The organism is Alkalibacterium putridalgicola (genome assembly GCF_900109825.1).
Lineage (GTDB): Bacteria > Bacillota > Bacilli > Lactobacillales > Carnobacteriaceae_A > Alkalibacterium > Alkalibacterium putridalgicola.
Genome location: NZ_FOBL01000002.1, coordinates 60,323 through 84,705, shown reverse-complemented (window position 1 = coordinate 84,705; position 24,383 = coordinate 60,323). Strand labels below are relative to the sequence as shown.

The following is a 24,383-nucleotide window of genomic DNA, read 5'->3' as shown; positions in this document are numbered from 1 at the left end:
TCCATTCCATACAAAACTGACATTATTGCTTCATTAAATTGTCCAGTACATTTCTCAAGTGTGTCGATGATGTTCCTTTTGTGTAAGGGAAATACATGACATCAATATTTTTTTTATTGAATTCTTCTTCGTATCTATTCCACTTAGGCGTGCCTTTCCAGTCGTCACCTTTAAATATACGATTAAAGGTAATGGCTTCGGCCGCTTTCAGTTTGTCTGTATCATTCTCAGGGACCACTTCATCAACATACCGAATAGCTTTTACGATTTCCGCACGTTCTTCATAAGGGATGATCGGTTTTTTCTTTTTTACACGTTCTACTTCTTCATCCGTTGTGACACCAACAATAAGATAATCACAGTTTTCATGTGCTTTTTTTATCACATTCAAATGTCCGATATGAAACAGATCAAATACTCCTGTCGTATATCCTACAATTTTCGTCATACGTCTCACGACCTTTCTGTCTATATGAAAACGATCCTTCTACCACTTTTCATTATTAAGCATAAACTGGCCTTTTAAGATAACATAAGCTAACATCATCCAGTTATTACTGAATGCCAGTGAAAAAGGTAAATGCTTGCGTTTTATCTTTGCCAGCTCTTTTTTTGTTACTTTGTCTAAATGGTAGTTCAAATGCTCGTTCTTCTTAACTGTATTAAGGAAACTGACCTTTTCTTTAACTGTCATCGGATTATCCCGATGAAACAGCTGCTGTGTATACATGTTCATGATCAGCTTGTTTATTTCAATAATGATTCTTGCTTTGACTTCAGGTGTTTTTTTCATTCTGTCAAAGATCTCTGCCTCTGATTTTGAGGCCAGCATCATAGACTCGATTTTGTTTTCATTGAATTTTCTCGATGTTGACGAAGCATCTCTTCTATAGTGTATATAATAGGCTTTTGGGTTTACTGCTATTCTTTTTGCAGCTAAGAAATAACGGTATGAAAAATCAGCATCTTCACTGCCAAAACGCATAAATTCATTGAAGAAAATGTTTCCCTCTTTGATTAAAGCTAAACGATAGATCCCGTTCCATACGTTCATCAACAGACCTTTAGACTTCATATAGAAATAATGATCCATTTTAGTCTGTTCGTTAAAGCCGGACGCTTTTTTTAAAGGCGTTTCTTTTTCTCTTAATACCTTATCGTTTGAATCGACATCAATGAGTTTTCTTCCGAATTTCACCATATCAGCCTCTGTTTTTTTTGCAATCGAATAATTATCTTCAATAAGTGTTGTTAAAAAGAAATCATCATTGTCACAGAAAGCCACATATTCACCTTCTGCCTCACTCATTCCTCTGTTTCGAGCACCACAGATCCCTAAGTTTTTCTCAAGATGTATAACCTTAATACGGTCATCTTCATTTTTTAACTGGTCACAAATCTCAGCGCTGTTATCTGTCGACTGATCATTAACCAGTATGATTTCAATGTCTGTCATTGTCTGTTTTCTAATTGAGCCGACTGCTTCTGTTAAATACTGTTCCCCGTTATAAACAGGGACGATCACACTCACTTTTGGCATATCACTATTCCTTTTTATATATAATTAGCAGCTAAATTCCAGTGTACTCTTTTACTTTCATCCATACATCCTGTGTGGCATGTCCGGATTCAAAACTTCCCTGGTTAATATGATGTCTATCTACTGCTTCTTCGTACTGCACTTGATCAAACTCGATGATTTCCCATTCAAATTCCTCGTTGGTTTTAGCAATCGGAAATGGCCATTCGCTCGGTGGTGTGAAGAATGAGCGGTCTTTTTCATATTCCTCCATGTCAGGTGCGAAAACGAAACAAGGTTTTTTCGTCAAGGAAAAATCCCACATGACTGATGAGTAATCCGTTATCAGTACATCCGTCGCCAGCATCAGTTCCTGCATGTCGTCATATCCGGATACATTTACTGCGTTATTATATTCCATTTTTTCATTCAGATAGTAATGCATGCGCGTGAAGACGACCCATTCCCCTCCGAATTTTGTTTGTAGAGCATTGACTAATTTTTTCATATCCAGATGTTCGTATGAAGACTCATCATCCTCTTTGCTTCTATATGTCGGTGCATATAAGACGATGTTTGTATCCATATCCAGATCATAGAATTTTTTGACTTTATTTTTGATTTCTTCCGATCCTTTTAAAAGAATATCATTTCTCGGCATACCGATATTATAGAATTTGTCTTTGCTGATCAGGTGATTATCCGATTTCGTATCCGTCACCTTTTGGCTGCTTGAAATGAAAAACTCGATTTCATCCGCTATCAGTTTCAGTTTTTTAATCTGCAGTGGGCTCTTGTCATAAGAAAGTCCTGTTTTCTTATACGCTCCCCCCCCGTGCCAGGTCTCTATATACTTCTGTTTTTTTCTGAGAGGAATGTAGGTCGGGATCGAGGCATTGGATATCACCACTTTAGATGTCAGGAAATGGTAATAGAAAGACAGACCTTTGTTATCTACCAGTGATGTATTATCATAATCTTTCAACTCATCATTCTTCTCATCTTCAATCACCCAGATATGTTCCAGCTCACTGGTTTCATCTTGAATATACTGAAAGATATATTTCGGGTTACAATTAAATTTTTTGCCACCATATGACATATACAAGACTTTATTGTTCTTTATCGGGAAAAGATAAAACACTTTCAGGATCATTCGAAAAATCATGATTGACAAATATTTCATTTCGATACTATTCTCCTAACTTTCTTTTGTTAATAGATTAGTGACGTATCTGTTGTACCAGGAAGCAATCTCAGCGATATCATAATGAGCTTCTTTTAGATCCTCTAATGTCACTCGGCTCTTTCTTTCGAGATTCGCTGCCTTTTCAATCTGCTTTACCCAAACGCTATCCGGCTCATCGAGATTTACTGAAGTGACCAGTTTCGTATAAACAGCTTCATCGGGAACGGTATCGGATACGACACAAGGCAAACTACTGGCCTGTGCTTCAACGACTGCTATACCCAGCCCTTCATATTTTGATGGGAAGAGGAAAACGTCCATTGCCTGCAAAAGTTCATGGGCATCATTTCTGGAGCCCATAAATAATACATGATCAGAGAGATTCAATTCTTCTGTTTTCTCTTTTATCTGCTCAGAAAGTTCTCCGTCACCTATCAGCATAAGTTTTGCATGAGGAATCCGTTCATGAACAGAGTTGAAGAGTTCCAGCAATCTCATATGATTTTTTGATTCATGAAACCTTCCTAGATGACCTATAACAAGATGATCATCCACCGCCAGCTCATTTCTCAATTGGTTTCTGATTTCTTCATTATAAATATATTTTTGTCCTTCTATTGCATTGTTCATCACATGGAAATTAGGCTGTTCTACGACCTCGTCGCCGAAAAGCCACTGTCCTGCTTCCTTGGAACAGGCTAAAAACTGATCTGCCTTATTACGGATTCTTTTCTGCATTAAAGTTTTAATAAACCCAGAAACACCAGACCCAGAAGAAATACTGTGACTGTGTGCAATAGTTTTCAGTCCATAAGAGTCAGCTATGTTTAGATATATACTTGCAGTGCTTCTCACGTGACCATGAATGATTGCATACTCAGGATGGAGCTTGAAAAATGATCGCCAGGCTTTCTTATATGATAAATGATTTTTACCTTTATACTGAGGAACACGATATATCTTTGCGCCTAGCTCTTTGGCTTCTTTTTCATAGGCCCCTTCTCGCTCAGAATGTACCACAAAATCAAAAATCACCTGGCTGCGATCAATGTGACGAAATATATTCATAACCAGTGATTCTGTTCCGCCGAAATCAAAGTACCCAAGTACATGTAAGATACGAACAGGCTTCTTCGCCACTATAAGTTCTCCTTGTACCAGTCAATCGCTTCTTCAATTCCTTTTTCGAAGCTCCAGTCGGGACTGTATCCCAGCATTTCTTTTGCTTTAGAGATATCTGCATTACTGTGCTTAATGTCACCGGCACGTTCTGGCCCAAATTTAGGTTCGATCGATTTTCCTAAAGCGTCTGTTAAATGATGATAGATATCGATCAGATATTCTCTACCGCCAAAGGCAATATTAAAGGCTTCACCGGCAGCAGAACTCGGTGCTTGACAAGCTTTCAGATTAGCCTCGATAACATTCTCGATATAAGTGAAATCCCGGCTCTGTTTGCCGTCACCATTGATCGTCGGTTGTTCATCATTGATCAGCTGTTTCAGGAATTTCGGGATAACCGCTGCATAGGCACCATCAGGATCCTGACGTCGTCCAAAAACATTGAAATATCTCAAACCGTACGTGTCAAGACCATAGAGTGAATGGTAAAGACGTGCATACTCTTCATCCACTTTTTTAGTCAGTGCATAAGGTGAAAGAACCTGTCCCTCTCTCCCTTCTTTTTTAGGGAGAGTCGGTTCGTCACCGTAAACAGAAGAGCTGGATGCATACACAAATTTTTTCACATTATTTCTGACAGCCGCTTCCATCATGTTGATCGTTCCCTGTACATTTACCTTTTCATAATACTGCGGCATTTCGATACTCCTCGGCACACTGCCCCATGCCGCCTGGTGCAGTATATAATCCACGCCTTTTGCTGCATTCAAACATGTCTCAAAGTCCGCAATGTCTCCTTTAATAAATCTGAAACGTTCGTTCTCCATAAAAGGATCGATGTTTTCTTTATGTCCATTTGATAGATCATCCAGACACTTCACTGAATACCCACTATCGAGCAAAACTTCAATAAGGTTAGACCCTATGAAACCTGCCCCACCTGTCACTAAAAATACACTGTCTTTTTCAAATTGAACCTCACTATATCCCATGAATGAAACTCCTTCTTTTATAATCTCCAGTAATTATAGCCAGACGCCAGATATTTCTTCTTATCCAAAATACTTTTCACATCGACCAATACTCGCTGTTCGTTAGGTACATCTTTATAAAATGATTCCAGCTGTTCAAACGATAGGTTCAAAAACTCATCATGCCCCACAGCTACAATCAAGGCATCCATATCTTTTAAATCTTCCATCGTATTCAGTTTCAAACCATATTCTTCTTTTAATTCATTCTCATCTGCAACAGGGTCGACAATCAAAGGCTGCACCCCATATTCCTTCAGTTCTTCAACAATATCGATGACTCGCGTATTTCGTGTGTCTGGTGTATTTTCTTTGAAGGTAAAGCCTAGAATACCCACTCGTGCTGTCTTGACTGGGACATTTGCTTTAATTAATTTCTTCACTAGATTTTCGACAACATAATGACCCATTTCATCATTGATCTGTCTGCCGGCTAGAATGATACGTGAATGATAGCCGACTTGTTCCGCTTTATAAGTCAGGTAATATGGATCGACCCCGATACAGTGGCCGCCTACCAGGCCCGGAGAGAAGTTGAGGAAGTTCCACTTTGTTCCAGCTGCTTTAAGTACTGCTTTTGTATCAATATCTAGCTTATTGAAAATAATGGATAACTCATTCATAAAAGCAATATTGATATCCCGCTGAGAGTTTTCGATAACTTTAGCAGCTTCAGCTACTTTAATGGATTCTGCTTTATAGACTCCTGCTTCAACGACGAGTTCGTATACTTTAGAAATAATATCCAATGACTCATCATCTTGACCAGACACGACTTTAACGATCGTTTCTAAGCGGTGCACCTTGTCGCCTGGGTTGATCCGCTCAGGTGAAAAACCGACTTTGAAATCTACTCCGGCTTTGAGACCAGATTCTTCTTCTAGGATCGGGATACAGATATCCTCTGTTACACCAGGATAAACCGTTGATTCATAAACGACGATCGATCCTTTAGTCAGTTGCTTACCGAGAGTGTGACTTGCCGATTCAACCGGTTTAAGATTTGGCGTATGATCGTCATTGACGGGAGTAGGTACCGCTACGATATGAAATTTTGCTTCTTTCAAGCGTTCAGCATCCGAAGTGAAGTCGACTGTTGTTTTTGAAATGACGTCGTCTCCAACTTCTTTCGTCGGATCGATCCCTTTTTTATAAAGGGCTACTTTTTCCTTACTGATATCAAATCCAAGAACTTCTGCTTTTTTTCCAAATGCCACGGCAATCGGCATACCGACATAACCCAATCCAATTAAAGATATTTTTGCTTCTTTATTCACTATTTCATCGTAAAGAGTCATTTTATCATCTTCCAATCTTTTCAATTATTTTGATATACATATTTAAGATAATCGTTCTGTCGAACTCATTTTCCATCTTCTGACGTCCAGCCCGACCCATATCTCTTTTAAGATTATAAGGGAGCTCAATGAATTGTTCAATAGCTTTAATAAGAGATCCGGTATCTCTGGCCTTAAAACCAACTCCTGTCCGGTTCTCATCAAATGTCTCCTGACAGCCGGGCACCTTCGAAGCAAGAATCGGGCGTCCTGCGGCTGCTGATTCTAGCAATACATTGGCCATCCCTTCATGATAGGATGGAAGAACAGTTGCATGGGATTCTCTTATAAAGGGTCTCACATCTGACTGCCTACCGAGATATTCGATCGTCCCTTCTTTATCTGCAGCTTTTACTTTTACTATATCCTCTTCCAGATTACCGTGTCCGATCACTCTAAAAGTAACAGTCGGATATTCCTTTTTAACGGCACGTGCCGCTTCCAGTAATTCAAAGATCCCTTTGTCTTTCATGATACGTCCGATATACAGAAACTGGATCGGTTCGTTTTCATTCGGATATTCTGCCAGTGGGTGCCGCTCTAGGCTCACTCCAGACCCTGGTGTCATGTACACGGGTGCATGGATCATATCAAAGTCCTTCAGCTTTTTACGGATAGACTCATTCTGAACAAATAAAGCCGTCGCTCCTTTGACACCCAATCTATACAATGTACTGGCAATCTTTTGGAGGATGCCCGGATTCTCCATTGCTGTTCCCAGACCGGTTATCATCGGTATATAAGGCGTCCTTGTCAGTCTTGCTGCCATCCCTCCGTATATATTCTGTTTGGTGGCGTATGTAAGTACGACATCCGGTTTTTCTTCTTTTAAAATTTTTACGTTGTTTTGAAGCAGTTTCAAGTCAGTGAAAGGATTAACGCTTCGTTCACTGATTTTTATATCGATCAGTTTGACGCCAATGTCTTTGAAGTGCTCGACTTCTTTACCATAAGGTACGACTAAAGACACTTGGTATCCTTCATTAATAAGACCTTCAATAATTTCTTTTCTCAAGTTATACGTATATGCCGGGTGATTAGAAAAAATCAGTACTTTTGTCATCAGATATCCTCCGAAACCTATTATCATTGTCTAAAACAATCTATTCAATTATAAAGGAAACTTACCAATAATGCATTTTTATTGTGCCATTATTATGAAATCTTCAGAAATTCATAACATTTGAAATATCAGCTTCGTTACATGCCAAAAAAATCACTCACTTATAGTCTGTCTATTCCGATCCCAACCTTTGATCAAAGTGGATCTAGACAGTATAAATGAGTGATTATTTTATGACTTTATTTGTGTACTGGAAAAGCTGTTGACCCCCAGTTGTATTGGCTGCTTAACTGCTCAACAAATGTATTGGCCTGACCTTCATAAACAAAGCCTTCCGCATAAATACGGTAATAAGGATTTGTTCTAGTGGACAGTACCTGTTTACTTCCCCATCCATAATGGTTAAAGTAGATTTCGGCACTATTCACATGGTTTGGTGTATTGAACGTTCCAGTTCTTACAGTGTAGTGTGGTGTGTAATTACCTGTTCCAATTATACTTGCACCCCATCCAAGCTCGTGCATGTAAGCAAGACCTTTACGTGCGCTGGATGCTCCATTAAAGAAGCCTGTAAGTATTCTGTATTTCCCATCCGAATCTATTTCAATACTTGCTGAATAACCACTTAAGTTCCTGAAGTTATCAAGAGCGATTTCTGCTCTAGCCTTTGTATTGAAGAATCCTGAGCGTACGCGGTGTCTTTCAGTACCATTTCCTGTGGCGATCATCGATGCACCCCAGCCTTTATCTCTGCGTAACTGATCGATCACTCTTTGAGCACCGGCTTCTCCCAGGAACTCTTCAGTGGATTCGATTCTTCGGTATGAATAAGGTGTTTTATTCGTATCGACTTCTATTCTATAGTCCAGCGCTTTATTTTGGCTGGCAAGTTTATTGACTTGAAGCTGAGTGAAGGTTTCTCCTAAGAATGTTCCCGTACGAACGTAGTAATTTCCTGTGTCGTATTTAGTCAAATCAAAGTTGTCGATGATCCGTTTGATTGCAACATAATAGTTCGGATCTGTCGCATATCCTCGTAATCCCCCATTATCCAGCACATCCCAGACAGAATCGGTTTTGCTTCTCCAGGTTCCAGAATAATAGTCTCTGCTCCAGGAAAGACCATTTCTAAGTAAACTTGCATAACTCTGTAAAGAAGCATCGTAAGAAGGATAATGCCTGAACGGAGCCAAGACATCGACTCTCACACCATCTAAAACCTCCCATGTCCACATCAACACAGATTTACCGTTGTGAGAACCTTTTATACCACTTAAGTTGTGATAAGGAGGGCTGGCTAATGAGGAACGACCATAATTACTCTCATGTGCAGCCTGAGCGATCATCAGTGATGGCCACAACGCTTCTTCGCCCTCCAGATTGGATACTTTTATCGCTTGTGTAGCAATATCATCGATAAACTCTTGCGGTATAGTGTAAACCGGTTCAGCTCCACCTCTATAAAGTCGTGCTTTATCAGCATCAGACAACAGTGCTTCCACGCCTCTGCGTGTTACCGCTAATTCTGTCCCAACTATCAAACTATTGATATTAGAGACATGCCCATTCCATTCTTGTAACTGTCTTGTTTTCAAATTAAACGACGAAGCTATGTCATTGAATGTATCTCCACTAACAACTGTATATATACCGTTTTCTGCTACTCTACCGTCCGAAGAGGAGATGCTCATCATTGTACCGAAAGTACTAAAGACATCCTCCCCTCCATGTAATAATTCTTCAACTTCAGATGATCTTGAATATGAAACGTCATCTTCTGTAGAATAAGTTTTAGGGGTATAGCTCGCTTCAGGTATTTCTTCTTTAGCTGCAGTTGCAACTGATTCCAATTGTCGGGGCTCAGTTTCTGAAGAAGTAGTAGATTCTTTTTCCAGTAGTTCTGTTAGATCATATAATTCGGAGAGGCTGACTTCAGCTGTTACCGATTTATTTTCATTAGAAACAAACTGTAAAAACTCCTGATTTTCAAAGTAACTAATTACTCTTTCATCTACTTCGTTAAAACCTATGTAAGTTGTATTTTCATCCACTTCTAACATGACACTATATGTACCATCAATGAGACCTTCAAGTGCCGCTATTTGTTCCTCAGATAAAGAAGATGAGTCAAAAGTGATGGTTTCCAATTCATTGAAAAGTCTATTTAAACTTTCACCATCACTCTGTGTACTCATTTCAGCTGTCTCGTCAACGCTCTCTGCTACAGCAATCGTCGTAGTACTGGCAGCACCGAGGATTAGCATACTACTCATGATGATTCCAAACGCTTTATATTTTTTCATTGTGTCCTCCTTAAGTATGTAAAAGTTTGATACTCAAAAAGTATAACACAGAGAAGCGTAATATATAACGTCATTCTGTAAAGAAGTAAAGAAAAGAGTAATTAATATTCATTTTTTTGTAACAATATTACCTAGAATTGGATTATCTTTATAGGGATGTTATAACCGTTCAATTGAACTCGCTGATTATTATACCAGTCTTTGGAGGTCCTATTTACTTTGGATAAAATAATGATTTCGTCAATATTTATCAATTCTTCATTTATATTTGAAAAATCTTTATACTTAAAAACGTTTGCTTTAAGGTTGCTGAATAAATCAGTCCACTCATTTTCAGTTTCTTCATCATAAAGAAGGATTTTAGAATTAACTAATGGCGTATTGATATTAGTCTGTCCTTTTTGCATCCGTTCTTCTGGACCAACATTTCTTAAATGATTCAGTCGCACCACTTTATCCGTATCTTTACGTACATAGTCATAAAGTGCTGTCACCTGTTTACTCATTATTATTCCAAGCAAAGCAATAATAATTCCAATCACAGTTCCAGCTGCAATACCTATGATCCCAAACAACACTATATATCTGATGAATGAGCCGATTGAAAAACCAGATTCAACTGTTGTGTCCTCTTCAAAATTAGAATAATCTTCTTCGACCAGTTCAGGTTCATCTTCAACGAAATATACATTTTTATTCTCTAATACAGGTATTACGCCTTCTTCAATAGCATCCATCACGATATAAGCTAATTCTAAACTTTCCTCCTGTGTACCTCTTTGAAAATGTAATTCGTAGACACCGGAGTTAGCCAAATTCTCGATATGAACTGCAAAATCGATATCAGGTGTTAAATCAGCATTTAGATTGTCTTCAATATAATTTAGGACATCGTTATTTCTGAATACTTCTCTCATGAATGTTGTGTTTGTGATTGGTTCGTAATCCTCATGTTCGGCATAAAATGTGATCTTATATGCTTTGGGAAGAAGGTACGCCTGCATTTGTCTTATTTGTGGCTCTGAGAAAAGTTCTACAGGCCACTGAGCGTATTCTTCATATCTTTTCTCACTGATTAGTCTAGGATTTTCAATAGGCGTGGTATCAACAGTTTCAGAGTCATCTAAATCTAAATTTGATAAGACAGCAAATACTATTGCCATAATACTCGTAACTGCGACCGTGCTAATAATGATTTTTATATTATCAACTAAAAATCTGTATAAATCTTTTAATGTCAACTCATCTTTCATTTCCCCACTCCTAACTATCTATAGATTTTTATCGTCTCTGGAATGCTAGTATCGATTTCTTCATCTACACCTTTTGAAGAAACTTTATCAAACAGAACTTTAATGGTTTGTAAAAGTATTTTTAAATCCATCAATAAGTTATAATTCTTTATATAAACTAAATCGAAATTTAGTTTGCTGTTAAAATTCGTAGAATATTTTCCGTACACTTGAGCATAGCCAGTAATCCCAGCTCTAACATTATGTCTTAAATCATAATAAGGATTTTCTTTCTTGAACTGGTCAACAAAAAACGGTCTTTCCGGTCGCGGTCCAACCAATGCCATCGTACCGTTCAATACATTGAACAGCTGAGGTAATTCGTCAATACGTAAAGCTCTTAAGTATTTACCTATCGGTGTGACCCTCATATCATTCGCTTTCGCCAACACCGGTCCAGAATCTGTTTCTGCAGTTGCGGACATGGTTCTAAATTTATATATATTAAACTCTTTCTGACCTTTAGTAATTCTTACTTGTTTATAGACGGCCGGACCTTTTGAGGTGAGCTTGATCAGCATAGCCGTTAGTATCATAATCGGCGATGTAACTATAATCATAAGTGCCGCCACAATGATATCGATCGTCCGCTTTATTAAATCAAATTCAGGAGAGATTCGAAAATTAGATAACTCTATCACACTCTCGTCTTCAATATTCATAATGTTTGGGTTCACTAAAGCCAGATGTTCAAAACTCGTGTTAACAAATATGTTTTTGTTATTTTTAACAAGAAAATCAATAATTGTTAATTTTTCCTGACGTGACAAGTCGGCTGCAATATAGACAATATCTATGGTATCGATATGTTTCTTTATGTTTTCAATATAATTATCTAGCACTGCCGAGGTGACAGTATGCCTTTTATTTTTAGCATTCATGAAGTTGTAGATGATTTCACCGATTTTATTTTCCTCACCCACGACCATAACTTTCTTCGTCCCTGCAATTCTTTCGTAGAGTTTAAATACTGCTACTCTCCAAATAAATAGAATAACTGAACTGGTAATAAAACTAATAACTATGACAGATCTGGGGAAACTAAACCATCTTCCGAAAAAGGTCATGGCCATAATCATTACAGTAAGTATTACCTGAACAATGATTGTAATCACAAACAGATCCATAATTGATTTGTTGTAGTATATATAAATTCCAAACAAAATGTTTAACAGTAGAAATACAAAAAATATATACACTCGGGCATTTTGATACGATATATAGTTAAAACTAGGAATATTCCCGTCATATCTATAATAAAACGATAGCCATATCGATAAATGATACAATAGGACTTCTACCATTCCTATTAATATTTTTTTTGTCTTGTCAAATCCTTCATTACTTCTCACGGTGTTCTCCCTTTCTATTAGTAACATGAAATGGTTCAAAGTTACGAGCCGAATAAATGATCACAAGTAAAATCAGGAACCAGTACCCAGAGGATAAATATCCGCCCTTAGCGAAGTTCATTAATATAAACACTAGCGCAATTGGTATATTATAGTTCATTAAGTAACCGATACTCAATACGTATAAAAAGAACACAATCAGACCTAACTCTGTAAATACATAGGCAAAAATGTTCCATAACATTCCAGGACTTTGTAAAAAACCATATCCTGATAAAAATGTTTCTTTATTTATATAGCGCCAGCTGACAATTAAGCGTTCATATCCTGATGTTTCTACACCTGTAATAATTTCTATGGTCCTCTGTACCAGCGTCGTGTATATTAACTCTCTGAAAAAAAACACAACGATCAATACAAGTCCTAAACTGACAAATGCACTTGGAGTCCATTTTAGTTTACCTTTAAAGTGATTAAAATTGACAATCAGCCAAAGTGCCAATATCGAAAGCATAATAAAGACTGAGCTATATGATAACGTTAGTATAACCCCCGTAATCAATAAGCTGTTGATCCATTTTTTCATTCTCAGCTGCTTTTTGTTCAACAGATTTATCATGAGTATTGAATTTAAGTAATACCCTAAATGAGCAGGTTCCTGGAAGATACTCTTCATTCGTACGATCGGTATATCTCGCCGGTAAAGGTGTCCATCAAGTCGAGTAAATCTCAACAGAAATTCATAAGGTAATCCTTGCTCAAAGTTCGTTTCCATGTAGACGGCAAGAGCAATGTATACACCCAGAGCTAAAATAATAAGAGCAACAAGATTATTCCATATCATGAACTCCTCTTTCAGCTTTTGCACCTTGATAAAATTATACAGTCCAGTAACGGCCAACACGTAAAATAATAACTTAATAAGTGCTATAACTGAAATCCGCAAATTAAAATCATCATAAACGTTATATAAATAAAGAGAATGAACTAAAATTATGATTATTGGAGCCAGTACCCATTTTAATTGGTGAACATGTATTCTATACTTTCCCGCTAAAAATAGGATACTGAGAGACAATCCAAGTATCAGTTCTGTAAAAGTGAATGCACCGTAAAGCCAGTCACTTAAGGCGAATGAGATAGCTACTAAGAATAAAACCAGATGGTTGAATACAGGTTGTCTGTTTTCGTACTGATTTAACCATTTATTGACTAACGTCGACTCCACTCAACCATCTCCTCTATTCATACTCATTCAATTACAGAAAGTAACCTTTTATTGTTTCGAGTATCCTTCCACTTGCGTATCCATCTCCATAAGGGTTATCTGCTTGAGACATTTTTATATATAGATCTCTATTTGTAACTAACTCATTTACTTCTTCTACTATTCTTCTCTTATCTGTACCTATAACTTTGAGTGTGCCTGCATCCAGTCCTTCAGGTCGTTCCGTCTTATCTCTTAAGACAAGGACAGGTTTATCTAATGCAGGTGCTTCTTCCTGCAGACCACCGGAATCTGTCAGTACTAAATAGGTTTTATTGATGACTTGATGAAAGACATCGACTTCAAGTGGTTCGATTAAATGGATTCTGTCGTGATCGCCTAGAATCTCATTCGCTACTCTCTGAACTGTCGGGCTTAAATGAACGGGTACAATTACTTCAATTTCTTTGTGATTATTTACAACTTCTAAAATAGCCTCAAATATATTGATCATTGGCTGTCCGTAATTTTCTCTCCGGTGAGATGTGAGTAATATCCATTTCTGATCCGTTTTTTCATCCATTAAGTCCAATGCATTGTGCTTGGTTTTACTGACTTTTGTATAACGAACCGCATCGATCACTGTGTTGCCTGTGACAACTATCTGTTGTTCATCCTTGCCTTCTTTGAGAAGGTTCTGTTTCGTGGTCTCCGTTGGGACAAAGAACAGATCGGTAATTGCATCGATCAACTGTCTGTTTCCTTCCTCAGGAAAGGGGAAATATTTATCGTAAGTGCGGAGCCCGGCTTCCACGTGACCGATCGGGATCTGATGATAATAAGCCGCCAGAGCCGCGGCAAAACTCGTCGTCGTATCCCCGTGAACCAGCACCATATCTGGCTGTTCTTTTACAAAGACCGTTTCGATCCCTTTCAAGACATCAGATGTGATATCCGACAAAGTCTGGTTGCGTTTCATGATGTCCAAATCATAATCCGGTTTGATATCAAAAACGGATAAAACCTGGTCAAGCATTTCTCTATGTTGAGCAGAGACAATGATACAGGATTCAAATTCATCCTGATATTTTTTCAGTTCAAGAATGACTGGCGCCATTTTGATCGCTTCCGGACGCGTACCGAATACGATCGCAATTTTCTTTTTCTTCATCCTGGCTCTTCTCCATTCTCTTTATTTATTCATGATATTCAGTATCTATAGTGTGACACAATCAAAAGCTATTTTACCATAAAAAGAACCTTTACCGACACATTTTCAGCGTATTGTCATAATCTGGTAAAGGTAAGTGCTTTCTTATTCACTTTTTATTCTTATTTTTTCAGCTGCTGCTTAAGTCTTGCACCAAGCACGAACAGTTTGTCCTTAAGCGATACCGTTTTAAACTGTTTCAGCTGGCGTTTCATCTCCGGATACACGTCGCTTATTAGCAGTCCGTTGTATATGGATAGCAGCTGACGCTTGATGAACTGTTTCTGATGTTCTGAATATTTCGACTGTTTATACTCCTCTTCCAGCGCCTGAAACACTTTGATGTAAGAATTGAACGATCTCAGCTTGTGCTGTTTCGTCTGTTCTGTCATGGTCGAAGCGGTCCGGTAGCGGCGGTGATAGTATTTTTTATTCAAGTAAATCATTCTTTCGGTGTTCGAAAACAGGACGGTCGTGAAGTACTCGTCTTCATGCAGGACGCCTTCGATAAACGACAAGTTGTTTTGGTCGATCAGGTCTTTTTTCACTAAATAGAGACAGGGTGACGGCGTGAAGGCTTTTCTATTTTTCAAAAGAGCCTCTTCTCCTGTGTAGAGCTTATTATTTTCGAGCGTTTGAGAAAAGTCGTAGTTGTTTTCATTTACCGCCGATTGGTCGTCCTGATAAAAGGCCAAGCCATTGAAACGAACGAGTTCTGCACTGGTTTTTTCGGCCAGCTCGACACATTCTTCGAGTGCCTCTTTTTCCAGCCAGTCGTCGGCATCCATGAAATAGATGTACTTTCCGCTGGCTATTTGCAGCCCCTGATTTCGTCTTGCACCCTGACCTTTGTTCTTTTCATTTTCGATCAGGATAATCTCTTCGGTGTACTGCTTTAATAAGTATACAGTCGCATCGGTCGACGCATCATCCAGAACGATGATCTCGGTACTCGGATAGGTCTGAGCGAGCAGGGAATCGATGCACTCCTCGATATATCTTTCTACATTATAAGTGGGTACGATGATCGATACTAAGGGTTTAGTCATGTTCCTGCTCCTCTCTTCTTTATTCTTTGATGCCACGTGCACGCTGCAGTTCCAGTTTCAGCCGTTTAAATTCCCCGGTGATGAACAAACCGATGATCCAGACGACAACGAACACGAGTCCTTTGACGACCAGGCTGAAGAAGTTGTTCAGCGGCAGTTCCGGCAGCAGCCAGAACGCCCCGGCCTGCATCACCGCCAGAATGACCGGCTTGGTGAGCACTTTAAAAAACTCCAGCAGACTTGACTTGAACATCTTGATCATGAGCAGGTAATTGGCCTGGATAAAATTCAGGCTGAACGCCAGGACCAGAAAGCCGGCGACATATTCGATCTGTCCCATCAAAATACCGATAACGATACCGGTGATATTGAAGGCGGTCGACAAGATGCCTGAAAGTAATAGAAGATCCGTCCGGTTCCCCGACTGGAAGATGCCGCCGGTGCTCGACAGGATCATTTGGATCCAGATCGACAAAGCCAGTATCTGAAAGGCCGCGACACTGCCGTCCCATTGTCCCCCAAAAAGAAACAGGATCACTTCTTCGGCAGCGAAGAACAGGAAGATAGACAGCGGCATGCCAAGTGTTGCTAGTAGATTGGAAATCCTTAAATAGACGCGTTTGATCCGTTCCTTTTCATCTTCATAATCGGACAGGATCGGGTGGATCACTGACGTCACGAGACTTGTCAGCACCTGATTGGGGTACAGCGAGACCTGATAGGCTTTGTCATAGTAAGCCAGCGCGCTTGCACTGAAGTAGCGCCCGATCAGGAGATTGTCCAGATTCCTTGAAAAGTAGTTGATGAAGTTGAACAGGAACTGATTGCGTGAAAAGGCAAAGATCTTTTTGAGCGGTCCCCAGTTGAATTTGAGACTGATCTTCGTCTCGGTCTTTATGTAGAAAATTACGAACATAATGAATGCCCGGGCCGTATTGCCGATGATGATTGCATAATAGCTGAACCCTAACAGAGCGAGGCCGATAGAAATCACTCCAGATACCAGCGCGCCGGTCACTGTCGTGATATTGACGAGCCGGAAATTCTTTTCCCGAAGGAGGATCGATTGCGGTACGACTAAAACGCCGTAAAAAAAGACGGCGATGGCCAGGATACGGCTTATCGCTATATAAACTGGGTTCCCGTAGAAATCACTCATCGGATATCCCAGAAAGAAAAACACCACTGCCAATCCGACCGCGACATAGAGGCTGAAAGAAAAGATATCATTTAATTCTCTTTTATTCAGACTTTTATTCTGTATAACTGCTGGACCGATCCCAAAATCGGCCAGCAGCTGGAAGAAAACGAGGAAGATATTGACGGCTGCCACGATCCCATATTCCGCTGGTGTCAGGATCCGGGACAGGACTGCCTGAACGAGCAGCTGGACCACAACGATGGAATATTTACCAATAGCTGTATAAAAAAGGGCATGTTTGAACTGTTCCATCATAGCGGTTGACTCCTCGGCTGTTATTTCCTGAATAATTCATAGCTTTCTGTGGATAAGTATTTTACCGAATATTTTCGTTGTTTTGAGCGATTATCCATCTCAAAAGCCTTGAATAGAAGTTCTTTAGAAGGCAGGACTCGTTTTCTTTCTAAAAAAGGGTATACGGCCCCCTTGGTCATACAGAACTCAAAAAAATTGAGGGTAGCTGACGAACCTAATGCAAAAGAACCAATGACTGTATGTTCTCAAGCACTTCCCAAAAGAGAGAATCAAAGACATGAGAGGTCGCCAAGCGAACCCGTAGTTGTCGAGCGTGACTCGTCAATCTTCCGGCAATATGAAAGAGTTTGAAACGAATCGTTGAAATGGTTGAACGCTTCACTTCCTTTGGGAAGGTGGTTTCTTTCATCAGATGAACCAAGTTGTAAGCTACACAACTGATCATCATACGGGCTTGATTGGCCACAAAGGTGGAACTGTCGGTTTTATCAAAGGCAAACCCATTCTTGATTTCTTTGATACAATTTTCCATCGTTCCTCGTTTTTGATACAACTTAAATACGACATCGGCTGAAAGCCCATGGAAGTTGGTGACGATAAACTCATACTTCGAAAATAACAGATTGCCTGCTTCACGAGTGGCTTTTACAGCTACTTTCCGTGAGGATGTCCAACTGCCCGCTTGATAGTCCATCATGAAATATTGATGTTCTTCCTTTGTGAAGTCAGTGGTTTCCCCATAAAGAACGTGACGGTGTGCGAGGTCTTTCAGCTTTTTATTGACTTTCAATCGAATCAGATACTTGACGTATTCTTCTTCACAAAGGGAATAAATCTCAGGTTTGGCAAAGCCACTATCCCCACGAACCGTTAGAAACATATCACATGAATGCTTCTTGTACTGTTGAATAATAGAGGCTAAGAAACCTTCTGCCGCATTAGACGTATACACATTCCCAGGGCGAAGTTGGGCATCTAAAAACAAGCCCGTTAATCCGTCAAAAGCGACTAAAGGGTGGTACCCATTGGTACCATAATGGGTATTGAAATCTGTGTATTCTTGATTGCCAAAAGTATCCGAATGGGTAGAGTCGACATCAATAATCATGTGTTGAGTATTCGTATGGTGAAGCCACTGATCCGCTAAAACTTTAGCGATTTGTTGGAATTGACTGACATTCTCTTCTGTTAGTTCATTTATAAAACGAGAAATCATGGATTGAGAAGCGAGCTGCTCTTTCTCCAGTCCTTGCTTTAGAATAGGATCTAAACGTAGTCGGTTCGCAGCCGAATCTTGCGGATACCCAGCGATCAGTTGGACAATCAATTGTTTCAAGATATCTTCGTATTCGTGAATACAATAGGCACGAGAATCATTTAGATGGAAGTGTTCGTCAAGCAACGCATCAAAGTTGATGTTGTGTATAAATTCAAAAAGCAAAAGAAGCCCGGCATCATTGGATAATTGACCACCATCGTTAGATACAATTATATTTGAGTTGAATTTTAGCGATTTTTCTTGTAAAGTTTCCATATAAGAGCACACCTCTGTTTTTGTTGGTTTTGGATGACTTTACATTAACACAGAGTGTGCTCTTTTTGTATCCTTTTTTCCTCACCCAATGGGTGAAGAAAAAAGAGGAAAAGAAAGTTGAGAACATCAACGATAAACACAGATTTAGATTTAAACTATGAATAATTCAGGATTTCTTTTCCTGTTTAATTTTTAAAAAAGGTTCTCACTTTACTGAATACTTTCGTGTAGCGTCTGGCGACCTGATTGCGGCTCTTCATCAGGCGTAGTGCCTGATTGAAGTTCTGCTGCTTATAGGTGCTGAGCAGCAGGCGTCTAAACGGATTATGGTCGCTCTGTTTATAAGGGACTATTTTTGTGATTCCGATGGTCTGCCAGATATCAATCAGACGTTTAATTTTCTCTTCATCGGAAAGCGGGCAGTCTCTGTGGACCAGATTGGCCGTTTCAAGGTAGAGCGTATTGAAATACTCTTCACCGATCAGATTGGCGAAGGTCCCTTCTTCGCCCCACTCACTCATCAGCTGTTCAAAGGCTTCTGCGATGTTCTGTTCCATCAGATAACGCTCCGGACGGTACCGGTTCACCGATGATCCTTCGTGGGAAACGTAGTGATAGTAGGCTTTCCGGTTGACGGCGACGGATGACAGGTGCTTGAAGACGTCGATATTAAAGAGCGCATCCTGTCCGGTCTTCTGACTCGTGAAACGAATGTGGTGCTTTTTCAGAAATTTTCTTTTATAGAGCTTGTTCCATAGAGCATAGGGAGAAAAATGGTAGACATTGCCAAAGTGCTGGCGGAACCCTTCTTGGGTCGTCAGCTGCGGGAAGTTCGGCAGTTTTATTTCACGGTCTAAAGGATCTGACGCCTTTTCCTGTGTGTAGCCGAAAACCACCATATCGGGCTCTGCTTCTTTGGCCAGGCGGCAGTTTTCCTGCAAAAGGTTGTTGTCAAAATAATCATCGGGATCTGCAAAATAAATATATTTGCCGATCGCCTGGTCCAGTCCGGCATTGCGCGCGGGGCCTGATCCTTTGTTTTCCTGATGGATCACTTTGACTAAGAGAGGTTCGCGCTGAGCATAGTCGTCACAGATCTCTGCACAGCCGTCGGTCGACCCGTCGTTAACAAGAATGATTTCAGTGAGTATTTTTTTCTGATTCAAGGCCGATTCGATCGCCCTCGCTAGATGTTCCTTGACGTTGTACACCGGCATGATGATGGAAACTTCAAACATAACTCAAGTCCTCTCTATTTGATGCTTTTAACTGCTGCTTCTTGAAACTCTTTCGTACGTTTATATTTATGATTTCATATAGGTATGGATTTTTCAATTACAGCAAATTATACCACAGTTTCTGTCTATAACTAGAGTTTTCATTAATTCTTTACATTTGTCGATAGAGTTTAACCGTTTTGTTATCTAATAAGAATATCGATGCACGGAAACAGATGTCTGTGGTACAATGAGGGGAGTAAAATAAAGAGTAAAATTTAGTAAAAAATACTACTTATGAAGGAGCGAAACTCATGGCTATATTAGTTACAGGTGGTGCCGGTTATATCGGCAGCCACACGGTCGTTGAACTCATCGAAAAAAAATATGATGTGGTGATCGTTGACGACTATTCCAACTCAAAACCGGAAGTCCTGAAACGTCTGAAAGACATCACAGGAAAAGACATCCCTTTCCACGAAGTGAATATCTGCGACAAGGAAGCCCTGCGCGAGGTCTTTGAGCAGCACGAACTGGACGCGGTAATCCACTTTGCCGGCTACAAAGCCGTCGGCGAATCTGTGGCCCAGCCGCTGAAATATTACAGCAACAATCTGAACGGCACGATCGTGTTGATGGAGCTGATGAACGAATACAACGTGAAGAAAATCGTCTTCAGTTCAAGTGCCACAGTTTACGGTATGACGAATGAAGCGCCGTTCACTGAAGACATGCCCCTGTCGACAACAAATCCTTACGGCACGACAAAAATGTTCATCGAGCAGTTCATCCAGGATCAGTATATCGCTGACAATCAGTGGAGTGCCGCATTATTGCGTTACTTCAACCCGATCGGCGCCCACGTATCCGGACGTATCGGCGAAGACCCTAACGACATCCCGAACAACCTGATGCCGTATATCACTCAGGTCGCTGTCGGAAAGCGCGAGAAGCTATCTGTGTTTGGTTCAGACTACGATACACATGACGGGACCGGCGTGCGCGACTACATCCACGTGGTCGACCTGGCGAAAGGCCATATCAAGGCGTTGGAGAAAGTCATGGGCATGACCGGCGTCGAAGCTTATAATTTAGGGACCGGTAAAGGTTATTCCGTGCTGGATGTGATCCATGCATTCGAAAATGCCAATGATGTTGAGATCCCACACGAAATCGTCGACCGCCGTCCCGGCGACATCGCCACCAGCTACGCCGACGTTACTAAAGCCAAAAACGAACTCGGCTGGGAAGCCACCTATTCGATCGAAGACATGTGCCGTGACTCATGGCGCTGGCAGAAATCGAATCCGAACGGATACGAGAGTTAAAAGACTATAAGGAAAGCCGCCAGCGATGGCGGCTTTTTTCTTTATAACAGAGAAGAAAATAACACAATAATGATTTTTATTATTGGCTTTTGATTTCAAAAAGACCTAACTTCTTACCGTACTCATTGCCTGAAACAATGTCATATTGAACTAAGTTAAAATCTTTGAGTATAGCTTGGGCTTCTTTGCTTAATTCATTTCTGGATGAAATGACTTTTTCACTATTTCTCTCCAAGTATACTCCTCCGTTAAGACCAGGCAATTTCTGTTCTAGATTATCTACCAAAGCTTCATAAGGAGATACCTCAATATCTAATATATCAAGAACTTGATTAGTATGAAACATCGGGCTTATTGTTCCAACATCTCCAGATAGTTCTTGCTTATTAGAGTAGAAAAATAATGGTGTTTCTCTCATATTTAAATCACTGTTTTCACTAAGAACTTCTTCGCTATAAATACCAGGAAGGTGATCACCCCAAAATACAACTAAAAACTCTTCTTCTTGATTTTCTAAATATTCTAAGAACTCTTTTAGTGCTAAATCGCTATTGTGAAGATCTTCAAGGTAACTATCCGCCTCCAAGCTCGATTCGGTACCATTAGCGTTAGTACTGAATTTAAGATCTTCGTACTTTCCTTGGTAAGGACCATGATTTTGCATGGTTACGAGATGAATAAAATCTTTTTCTTCAGTTTTTTCAATTACTTCTATACTTTCTTTATATGCAGAACGATCAGAAATATGTCGGCTATTTCCCATCTTCTCAGTATTTTTCATATTTTTTGCATATAAAAATTCGCTAAAACCCAATTTTTCGTATACTGATAAACGTCTGTACAACGTTGGATCGTAGGGATGAATAGCTGTTGTCGTTAATTTATCATTGTTTGCTTTTTTTACAATAGATGGGACCTTGTGCATAATATTAACGGCTTCAACGAATGGAACACTCACTCTAAAAGGTTCCTTTGAAAGACTGGTAAGTGCTTCAAACTCACTATTGGCTGTGCCGCCACCAATATTCAATGCTAAAGACTCTCCGCTCAGTGTATTATTCAAAAGTTCTCTTGTATAAGGAATTGGATCCTGATCCGTTGAAAAACCATTAATTTTAGTGGGATCAGAAAACGATTCATTCATAATATATATAAGATTAGTATTTATCTTACTTTGAGTCCTATTTTGGTTGATTTTTTCAGCTTCCTCTAAATATTTTTTGTAAATTCTCTCTATTTCATCTCTTGAATAGTCTTCAGGCTCTTCCATATTTACTGTTCCTAAATTATATAAGAAACCTGCTATAAAACCATTCCGCTGATAATTCATATTCTGGTTATATGTTACCCATCTGGTATAGTTGGAAAAATGTTCCTTGATTTGATTACCTGAACCATTAAAATGAGTGACATAGATCATAAAAAAAGTTGAAATAATAAGTGTTAAAATCCTCCAGCCATAATGAACTGTCTTTGGAGAAATGTATTCTTTTTTAGTTGAAAATTTTTTATATAATATAAAAGTCGTTATTGATGTAAGCAGTATTACCCCAGCTGCCATTAATATGTCTGCTGTACTGACCATAGTAGCTAGTTCCGAAAGATTTGTAACCATTCCTAATTCATTTGGATATAGAGGTTCAACACGATATTGATATTTCACATAGGAGGTTAAACTTAAAAGTATAGATAAAAACATTAGTATGGAACTTCCTAAAACAGAGCTTCCTGTAAGCGCTGTTAACCACATGTATACTACGAAAAGTAGTCCTGCACCATATAAAAAGAGCTTTGTGTGAGAATGAAAAACAAAAAAGTATGTGTCTTGAAAATTAAACTGAGTAAAAAAATACTGCATGACGAATGCTGATATCAAAGAAACAAATATACCAAAGAGGAAATATCTAAACACCCGTCCCGCGTATTTCTCTTTATTTATCATTATAATATTCAACCTCTCTATGATTATTAATATCTATACCACTATACTATTCTTTGTATGATTTGTAAATATTATTATAAAATGATGAAAAAAACCTCTATTATAGCATCGTCTTGTACAGTTTTATGACTGCGTAAACAACATTGAGTACACAATTTCAATATATTGCTCGTCGTAAGATAACAATTTATTAACAGAGATAAGTGAACTATAACAAATTTAACGACTTCACGTATTTTAAAGTGCCAGGATCTGTATATTAACTACTTATATGATACTCAATACAAGTTTGTCTTTTTAACGCTGCAACTTGTACTGAATAGCCGGTTATGGATCAAGTGGTATTTTTGGGGGAGTTCACTCGCTCCGAATATGAATCAGCGGTACAAGTGCGGAAGAATATCCTTGTCACTTGTACCGCAAAACGTTTTTTATGATGTTCAAACGCGCACGCCTGCGCCTTTGTTCCCCCTAAAAGTATATTAATACAAAATCATACCCTTCCTGATAATTTTATGCGTTTATTATTTAGATTTGATTGGTTTTATGGTTTAACTTTTCCTTGCTCAAGCGTTACAGCACTAAGCACTTTTCACTTTTTTGTCACTTAATGCATAAAAAATAACAGTGTTTTATAAACATTCTTGACTCCCTTCTTATTGAGCGTTACATTAAACTCAAAGAAAGAAAGGATGAATAAAATGCTCCCAAATCTGATGTCTGTCCCTTGCAGCAATCCGGAGTGCAGATCAGCGCTAAAGGGGACCAACTTTAAAGAACACCCTCATCATTCCTATTGTTATACTCAACGCTGCACTAAATGCAAAAAGAAAACTTACATTAAAGCAGACGGATCGCCATACGACCTGTAAAACGCTTTAAGTCTTTACAGTGCCTCTGTATTTTATAGAACAGAAAACACCTTACTTCATGCTGCTTACTTCACCTTTAAAGTCAGTTTATTCCTATATACACACATTCGGTACAAGCGGCAGTATACTATTTGCTCACATGTACCGAATTTTATCTATTAAAAGGAAAGCCGCCATCGCTGGCGGCTTTTTCAATTTATTAAGGTCTTTTTGGAACAAGTGAGACTCTTTATGATTGAAACTTGTTCCGAATAGCCATTTGCGGTACAAGTGGGACAGTCTCTGAGCACCACTTGGTCCGTAAACCGATCAGCGGGACAAGTGATCCAGAAATTACTAGCCACTTGTCCCGCAAACTGC

General features: G+C 39.3%; 18 protein-coding genes. 1 reads left to right on the top strand and 17 read right to left on the bottom strand.

Annotated features, from left to right (window positions below; translation table 11 throughout):
* Positions 1–22: 22 nt before the first annotated feature.
* From BMX84_RS01325 to BMX84_RS01250, 16 genes are all read right to left on the bottom strand, one after another.
* Positions 23–448, bottom strand: coding sequence for an FAD synthase family protein (locus tag BMX84_RS01325; protein ID WP_091486326.1), 426 nt, complete (start codon positions 446–448; stop codon positions 23–25).
* Positions 449–487: 39 nt separating this feature from the next.
* On the bottom strand, positions 488–1,540 hold the full coding sequence (locus tag BMX84_RS01320; RefSeq protein WP_091486323.1) for a glycosyltransferase family 2 protein: 1,053 nt from the start codon (positions 1,538–1,540) through the stop codon (positions 488–490).
* A 31-nt stretch (positions 1,541–1,571) separates the two neighbouring features.
* Positions 1,572–2,705: a CDP-glycerol glycerophosphotransferase family protein gene (locus BMX84_RS01315; RefSeq protein ID WP_091486320.1), complete on the bottom strand. Its 1,134-nt coding sequence runs from the start codon at positions 2,703–2,705 to the stop codon at positions 1,572–1,574.
* A 15-nt stretch (positions 2,706–2,720) separates the two neighbouring features.
* Positions 2,721–3,848: a glycosyltransferase family 1 protein gene (locus BMX84_RS01310; protein ID WP_091486317.1), complete on the bottom strand. Its 1,128-nt coding sequence runs from the start codon at positions 3,846–3,848 to the stop codon at positions 2,721–2,723.
* Positions 3,848–4,822: an SDR family oxidoreductase gene (locus BMX84_RS01305; RefSeq protein ID WP_091486314.1), complete on the bottom strand. Its 975-nt coding sequence runs from the start codon at positions 4,820–4,822 to the stop codon at positions 3,848–3,850. Before BMX84_RS01305 ends, BMX84_RS01310 begins: the two co-directional genes overlap by 1 nt.
* Before the next feature lie 17 nt (positions 4,823–4,839).
* On the bottom strand, positions 4,840–6,159 hold the full coding sequence (locus BMX84_RS01300; protein ID WP_091486311.1) for a nucleotide sugar dehydrogenase: 1,320 nt from the start codon (positions 6,157–6,159) through the stop codon (positions 4,840–4,842).
* A gap of 4 nt (positions 6,160–6,163) precedes the next feature.
* Complete coding sequence (locus BMX84_RS01295) at positions 6,164–7,261, bottom strand: glycosyltransferase family 4 protein (RefSeq protein WP_177165421.1); 1,098 nt, start codon at positions 7,259–7,261, stop codon at positions 6,164–6,166.
* 239 nt (positions 7,262–7,500) lie between these two features.
* Positions 7,501–9,564 (bottom strand): glucosaminidase domain-containing protein, encoded by a 2,064-nt coding sequence (locus BMX84_RS01290; RefSeq protein ID WP_091486306.1) that lies wholly within the window; start codon positions 9,562–9,564, stop codon positions 7,501–7,503.
* A gap of 131 nt (positions 9,565–9,695) precedes the next feature.
* On the bottom strand, positions 9,696–10,817 hold the full coding sequence (locus tag BMX84_RS01285; RefSeq protein WP_091486305.1) for a hypothetical protein: 1,122 nt from the start codon (positions 10,815–10,817) through the stop codon (positions 9,696–9,698).
* Positions 10,818–10,831: 14 nt separating this feature from the next.
* Complete coding sequence (locus BMX84_RS01280; RefSeq protein WP_371860938.1) at positions 10,832–12,208, bottom strand: sugar transferase; 1,377 nt, start codon at positions 12,206–12,208, stop codon at positions 10,832–10,834.
* Positions 12,198–13,436 carry a hypothetical protein gene (locus BMX84_RS01275; RefSeq protein ID WP_091486300.1) on the bottom strand — a complete coding sequence of 413 codons (1,239 nt, stop codon included), beginning with the start codon at positions 13,434–13,436 and terminating at the stop codon, positions 12,198–12,200. The genes BMX84_RS01280 and BMX84_RS01275 overlap by 11 nt, the downstream gene beginning before the upstream one ends.
* Before the next feature lie 31 nt (positions 13,437–13,467).
* Entirely contained in the window at positions 13,468–14,586 is a 1,119-nt protein-coding gene (gene wecB / locus BMX84_RS01270; protein WP_091486297.1) for a non-hydrolyzing UDP-N-acetylglucosamine 2-epimerase, read from the bottom strand.
* A gap of 161 nt (positions 14,587–14,747) precedes the next feature.
* The gene (locus BMX84_RS01265; protein ID WP_091486294.1) at positions 14,748–15,674 is read right to left on the bottom strand and encodes a glycosyltransferase family 2 protein; all 927 of its coding nucleotides are present in this window, start codon (positions 15,672–15,674) and stop codon (positions 14,748–14,750) included.
* Between the two features lie 19 nt (positions 15,675–15,693).
* Positions 15,694–17,130, bottom strand: a complete 1,437-nt coding sequence (locus tag BMX84_RS01260; protein ID WP_091486292.1) for a lipopolysaccharide biosynthesis protein — start codon at positions 17,128–17,130, stop codon at positions 15,694–15,696.
* A gap of 214 nt (positions 17,131–17,344) precedes the next feature.
* Positions 17,345–18,664 carry an IS1380 family transposase gene (locus BMX84_RS01255; RefSeq protein WP_091486289.1) on the bottom strand — a complete coding sequence of 440 codons (1,320 nt, stop codon included), beginning with the start codon at positions 18,662–18,664 and terminating at the stop codon, positions 17,345–17,347.
* A 185-nt stretch (positions 18,665–18,849) separates the two neighbouring features.
* Positions 18,850–19,902, bottom strand: coding sequence for a glycosyltransferase family 2 protein (locus BMX84_RS01250; protein WP_091486286.1), 1,053 nt, complete (start codon positions 19,900–19,902; stop codon positions 18,850–18,852).
* 293 nt (positions 19,903–20,195) lie between these two features.
* Here BMX84_RS01250 and galE point away from each other — a divergent pair, with 293 nt between their 5' ends.
* Entirely contained in the window at positions 20,196–21,209 is a 1,014-nt protein-coding gene (galE, locus tag BMX84_RS01245; protein ID WP_091486284.1) for a UDP-glucose 4-epimerase GalE, read from the top strand.
* 79 nt (positions 21,210–21,288) lie between these two features.
* On the opposite strand, the gene BMX84_RS01240 is transcribed toward galE, so the two are convergent.
* On the bottom strand, positions 21,289–23,151 hold the full coding sequence (locus BMX84_RS01240) for an LTA synthase family protein (RefSeq protein ID WP_091486281.1): 1,863 nt from the start codon (positions 23,149–23,151) through the stop codon (positions 21,289–21,291).
* Positions 23,152–24,383: the final 1,232 nt, after the last annotated feature.

Excerpts from the sequence above, each read along its gene's own strand:
- wecB (WP_091486297.1), bottom strand. The coding sequence starts at position 14,586 with ATGAAGAAAAAGAAAATTGCGATCGTATTCGGTACGCGTCCGGAAGCG.
- galE (WP_091486284.1), top strand. The coding sequence starts at position 20,196 with ATGGCTATATTAGTTACAGGTGGTGCCGGTTATATCGGCAGCCACACG.
- BMX84_RS01255 (WP_091486289.1), bottom strand. The coding sequence starts at position 18,664 with ATGGAAACTTTACAAGAAAAATCGCTAAAATTCAACTCAAATATAATT.
- BMX84_RS01300 (WP_091486311.1), bottom strand. The coding sequence starts at position 6,159 with ATGACTCTTTACGATGAAATAGTGAATAAAGAAGCAAAAATATCTTTA.
- BMX84_RS01250 (WP_091486286.1), bottom strand. The coding sequence starts at position 19,902 with ATGTTTGAAGTTTCCATCATCATGCCGGTGTACAACGTCAAGGAACAT.
- BMX84_RS01285 (WP_091486305.1), bottom strand. The coding sequence starts at position 10,817 with ATGAAAGATGAGTTGACATTAAAAGATTTATACAGATTTTTAGTTGAT.
- BMX84_RS01315 (WP_091486320.1), bottom strand. The coding sequence starts at position 2,705 with ATGAAATATTTGTCAATCATGATTTTTCGAATGATCCTGAAAGTGTTT.
- BMX84_RS01265 (WP_091486294.1), bottom strand. The coding sequence starts at position 15,674 with ATGACTAAACCCTTAGTATCGATCATCGTACCCACTTATAATGTAGAA.
- BMX84_RS01260 (WP_091486292.1), bottom strand. The coding sequence starts at position 17,130 with ATGATGGAACAGTTCAAACATGCCCTTTTTTATACAGCTATTGGTAAA.
- BMX84_RS01240 (WP_091486281.1), bottom strand. The coding sequence starts at position 23,151 with ATGATAAATAAAGAGAAATACGCGGGACGGGTGTTTAGATATTTCCTC.
- BMX84_RS01320 (WP_091486323.1), bottom strand. The coding sequence starts at position 1,540 with ATGCCAAAAGTGAGTGTGATCGTCCCTGTTTATAACGGGGAACAGTAT.
- BMX84_RS01325 (WP_091486326.1), bottom strand. The coding sequence starts at position 448 with ATGACGAAAATTGTAGGATATACGACAGGAGTATTTGATCTGTTTCAT.
- BMX84_RS01305 (WP_091486314.1), bottom strand. The coding sequence starts at position 4,822 with ATGGGATATAGTGAGGTTCAATTTGAAAAAGACAGTGTATTTTTAGTG.
- BMX84_RS01290 (WP_091486306.1), bottom strand. The coding sequence starts at position 9,564 with ATGAAAAAATATAAAGCGTTTGGAATCATCATGAGTAGTATGCTAATC.
- BMX84_RS01295 (WP_177165421.1), bottom strand. The coding sequence starts at position 7,261 with ATGACAAAAGTACTGATTTTTTCTAATCACCCGGCATATACGTATAAC.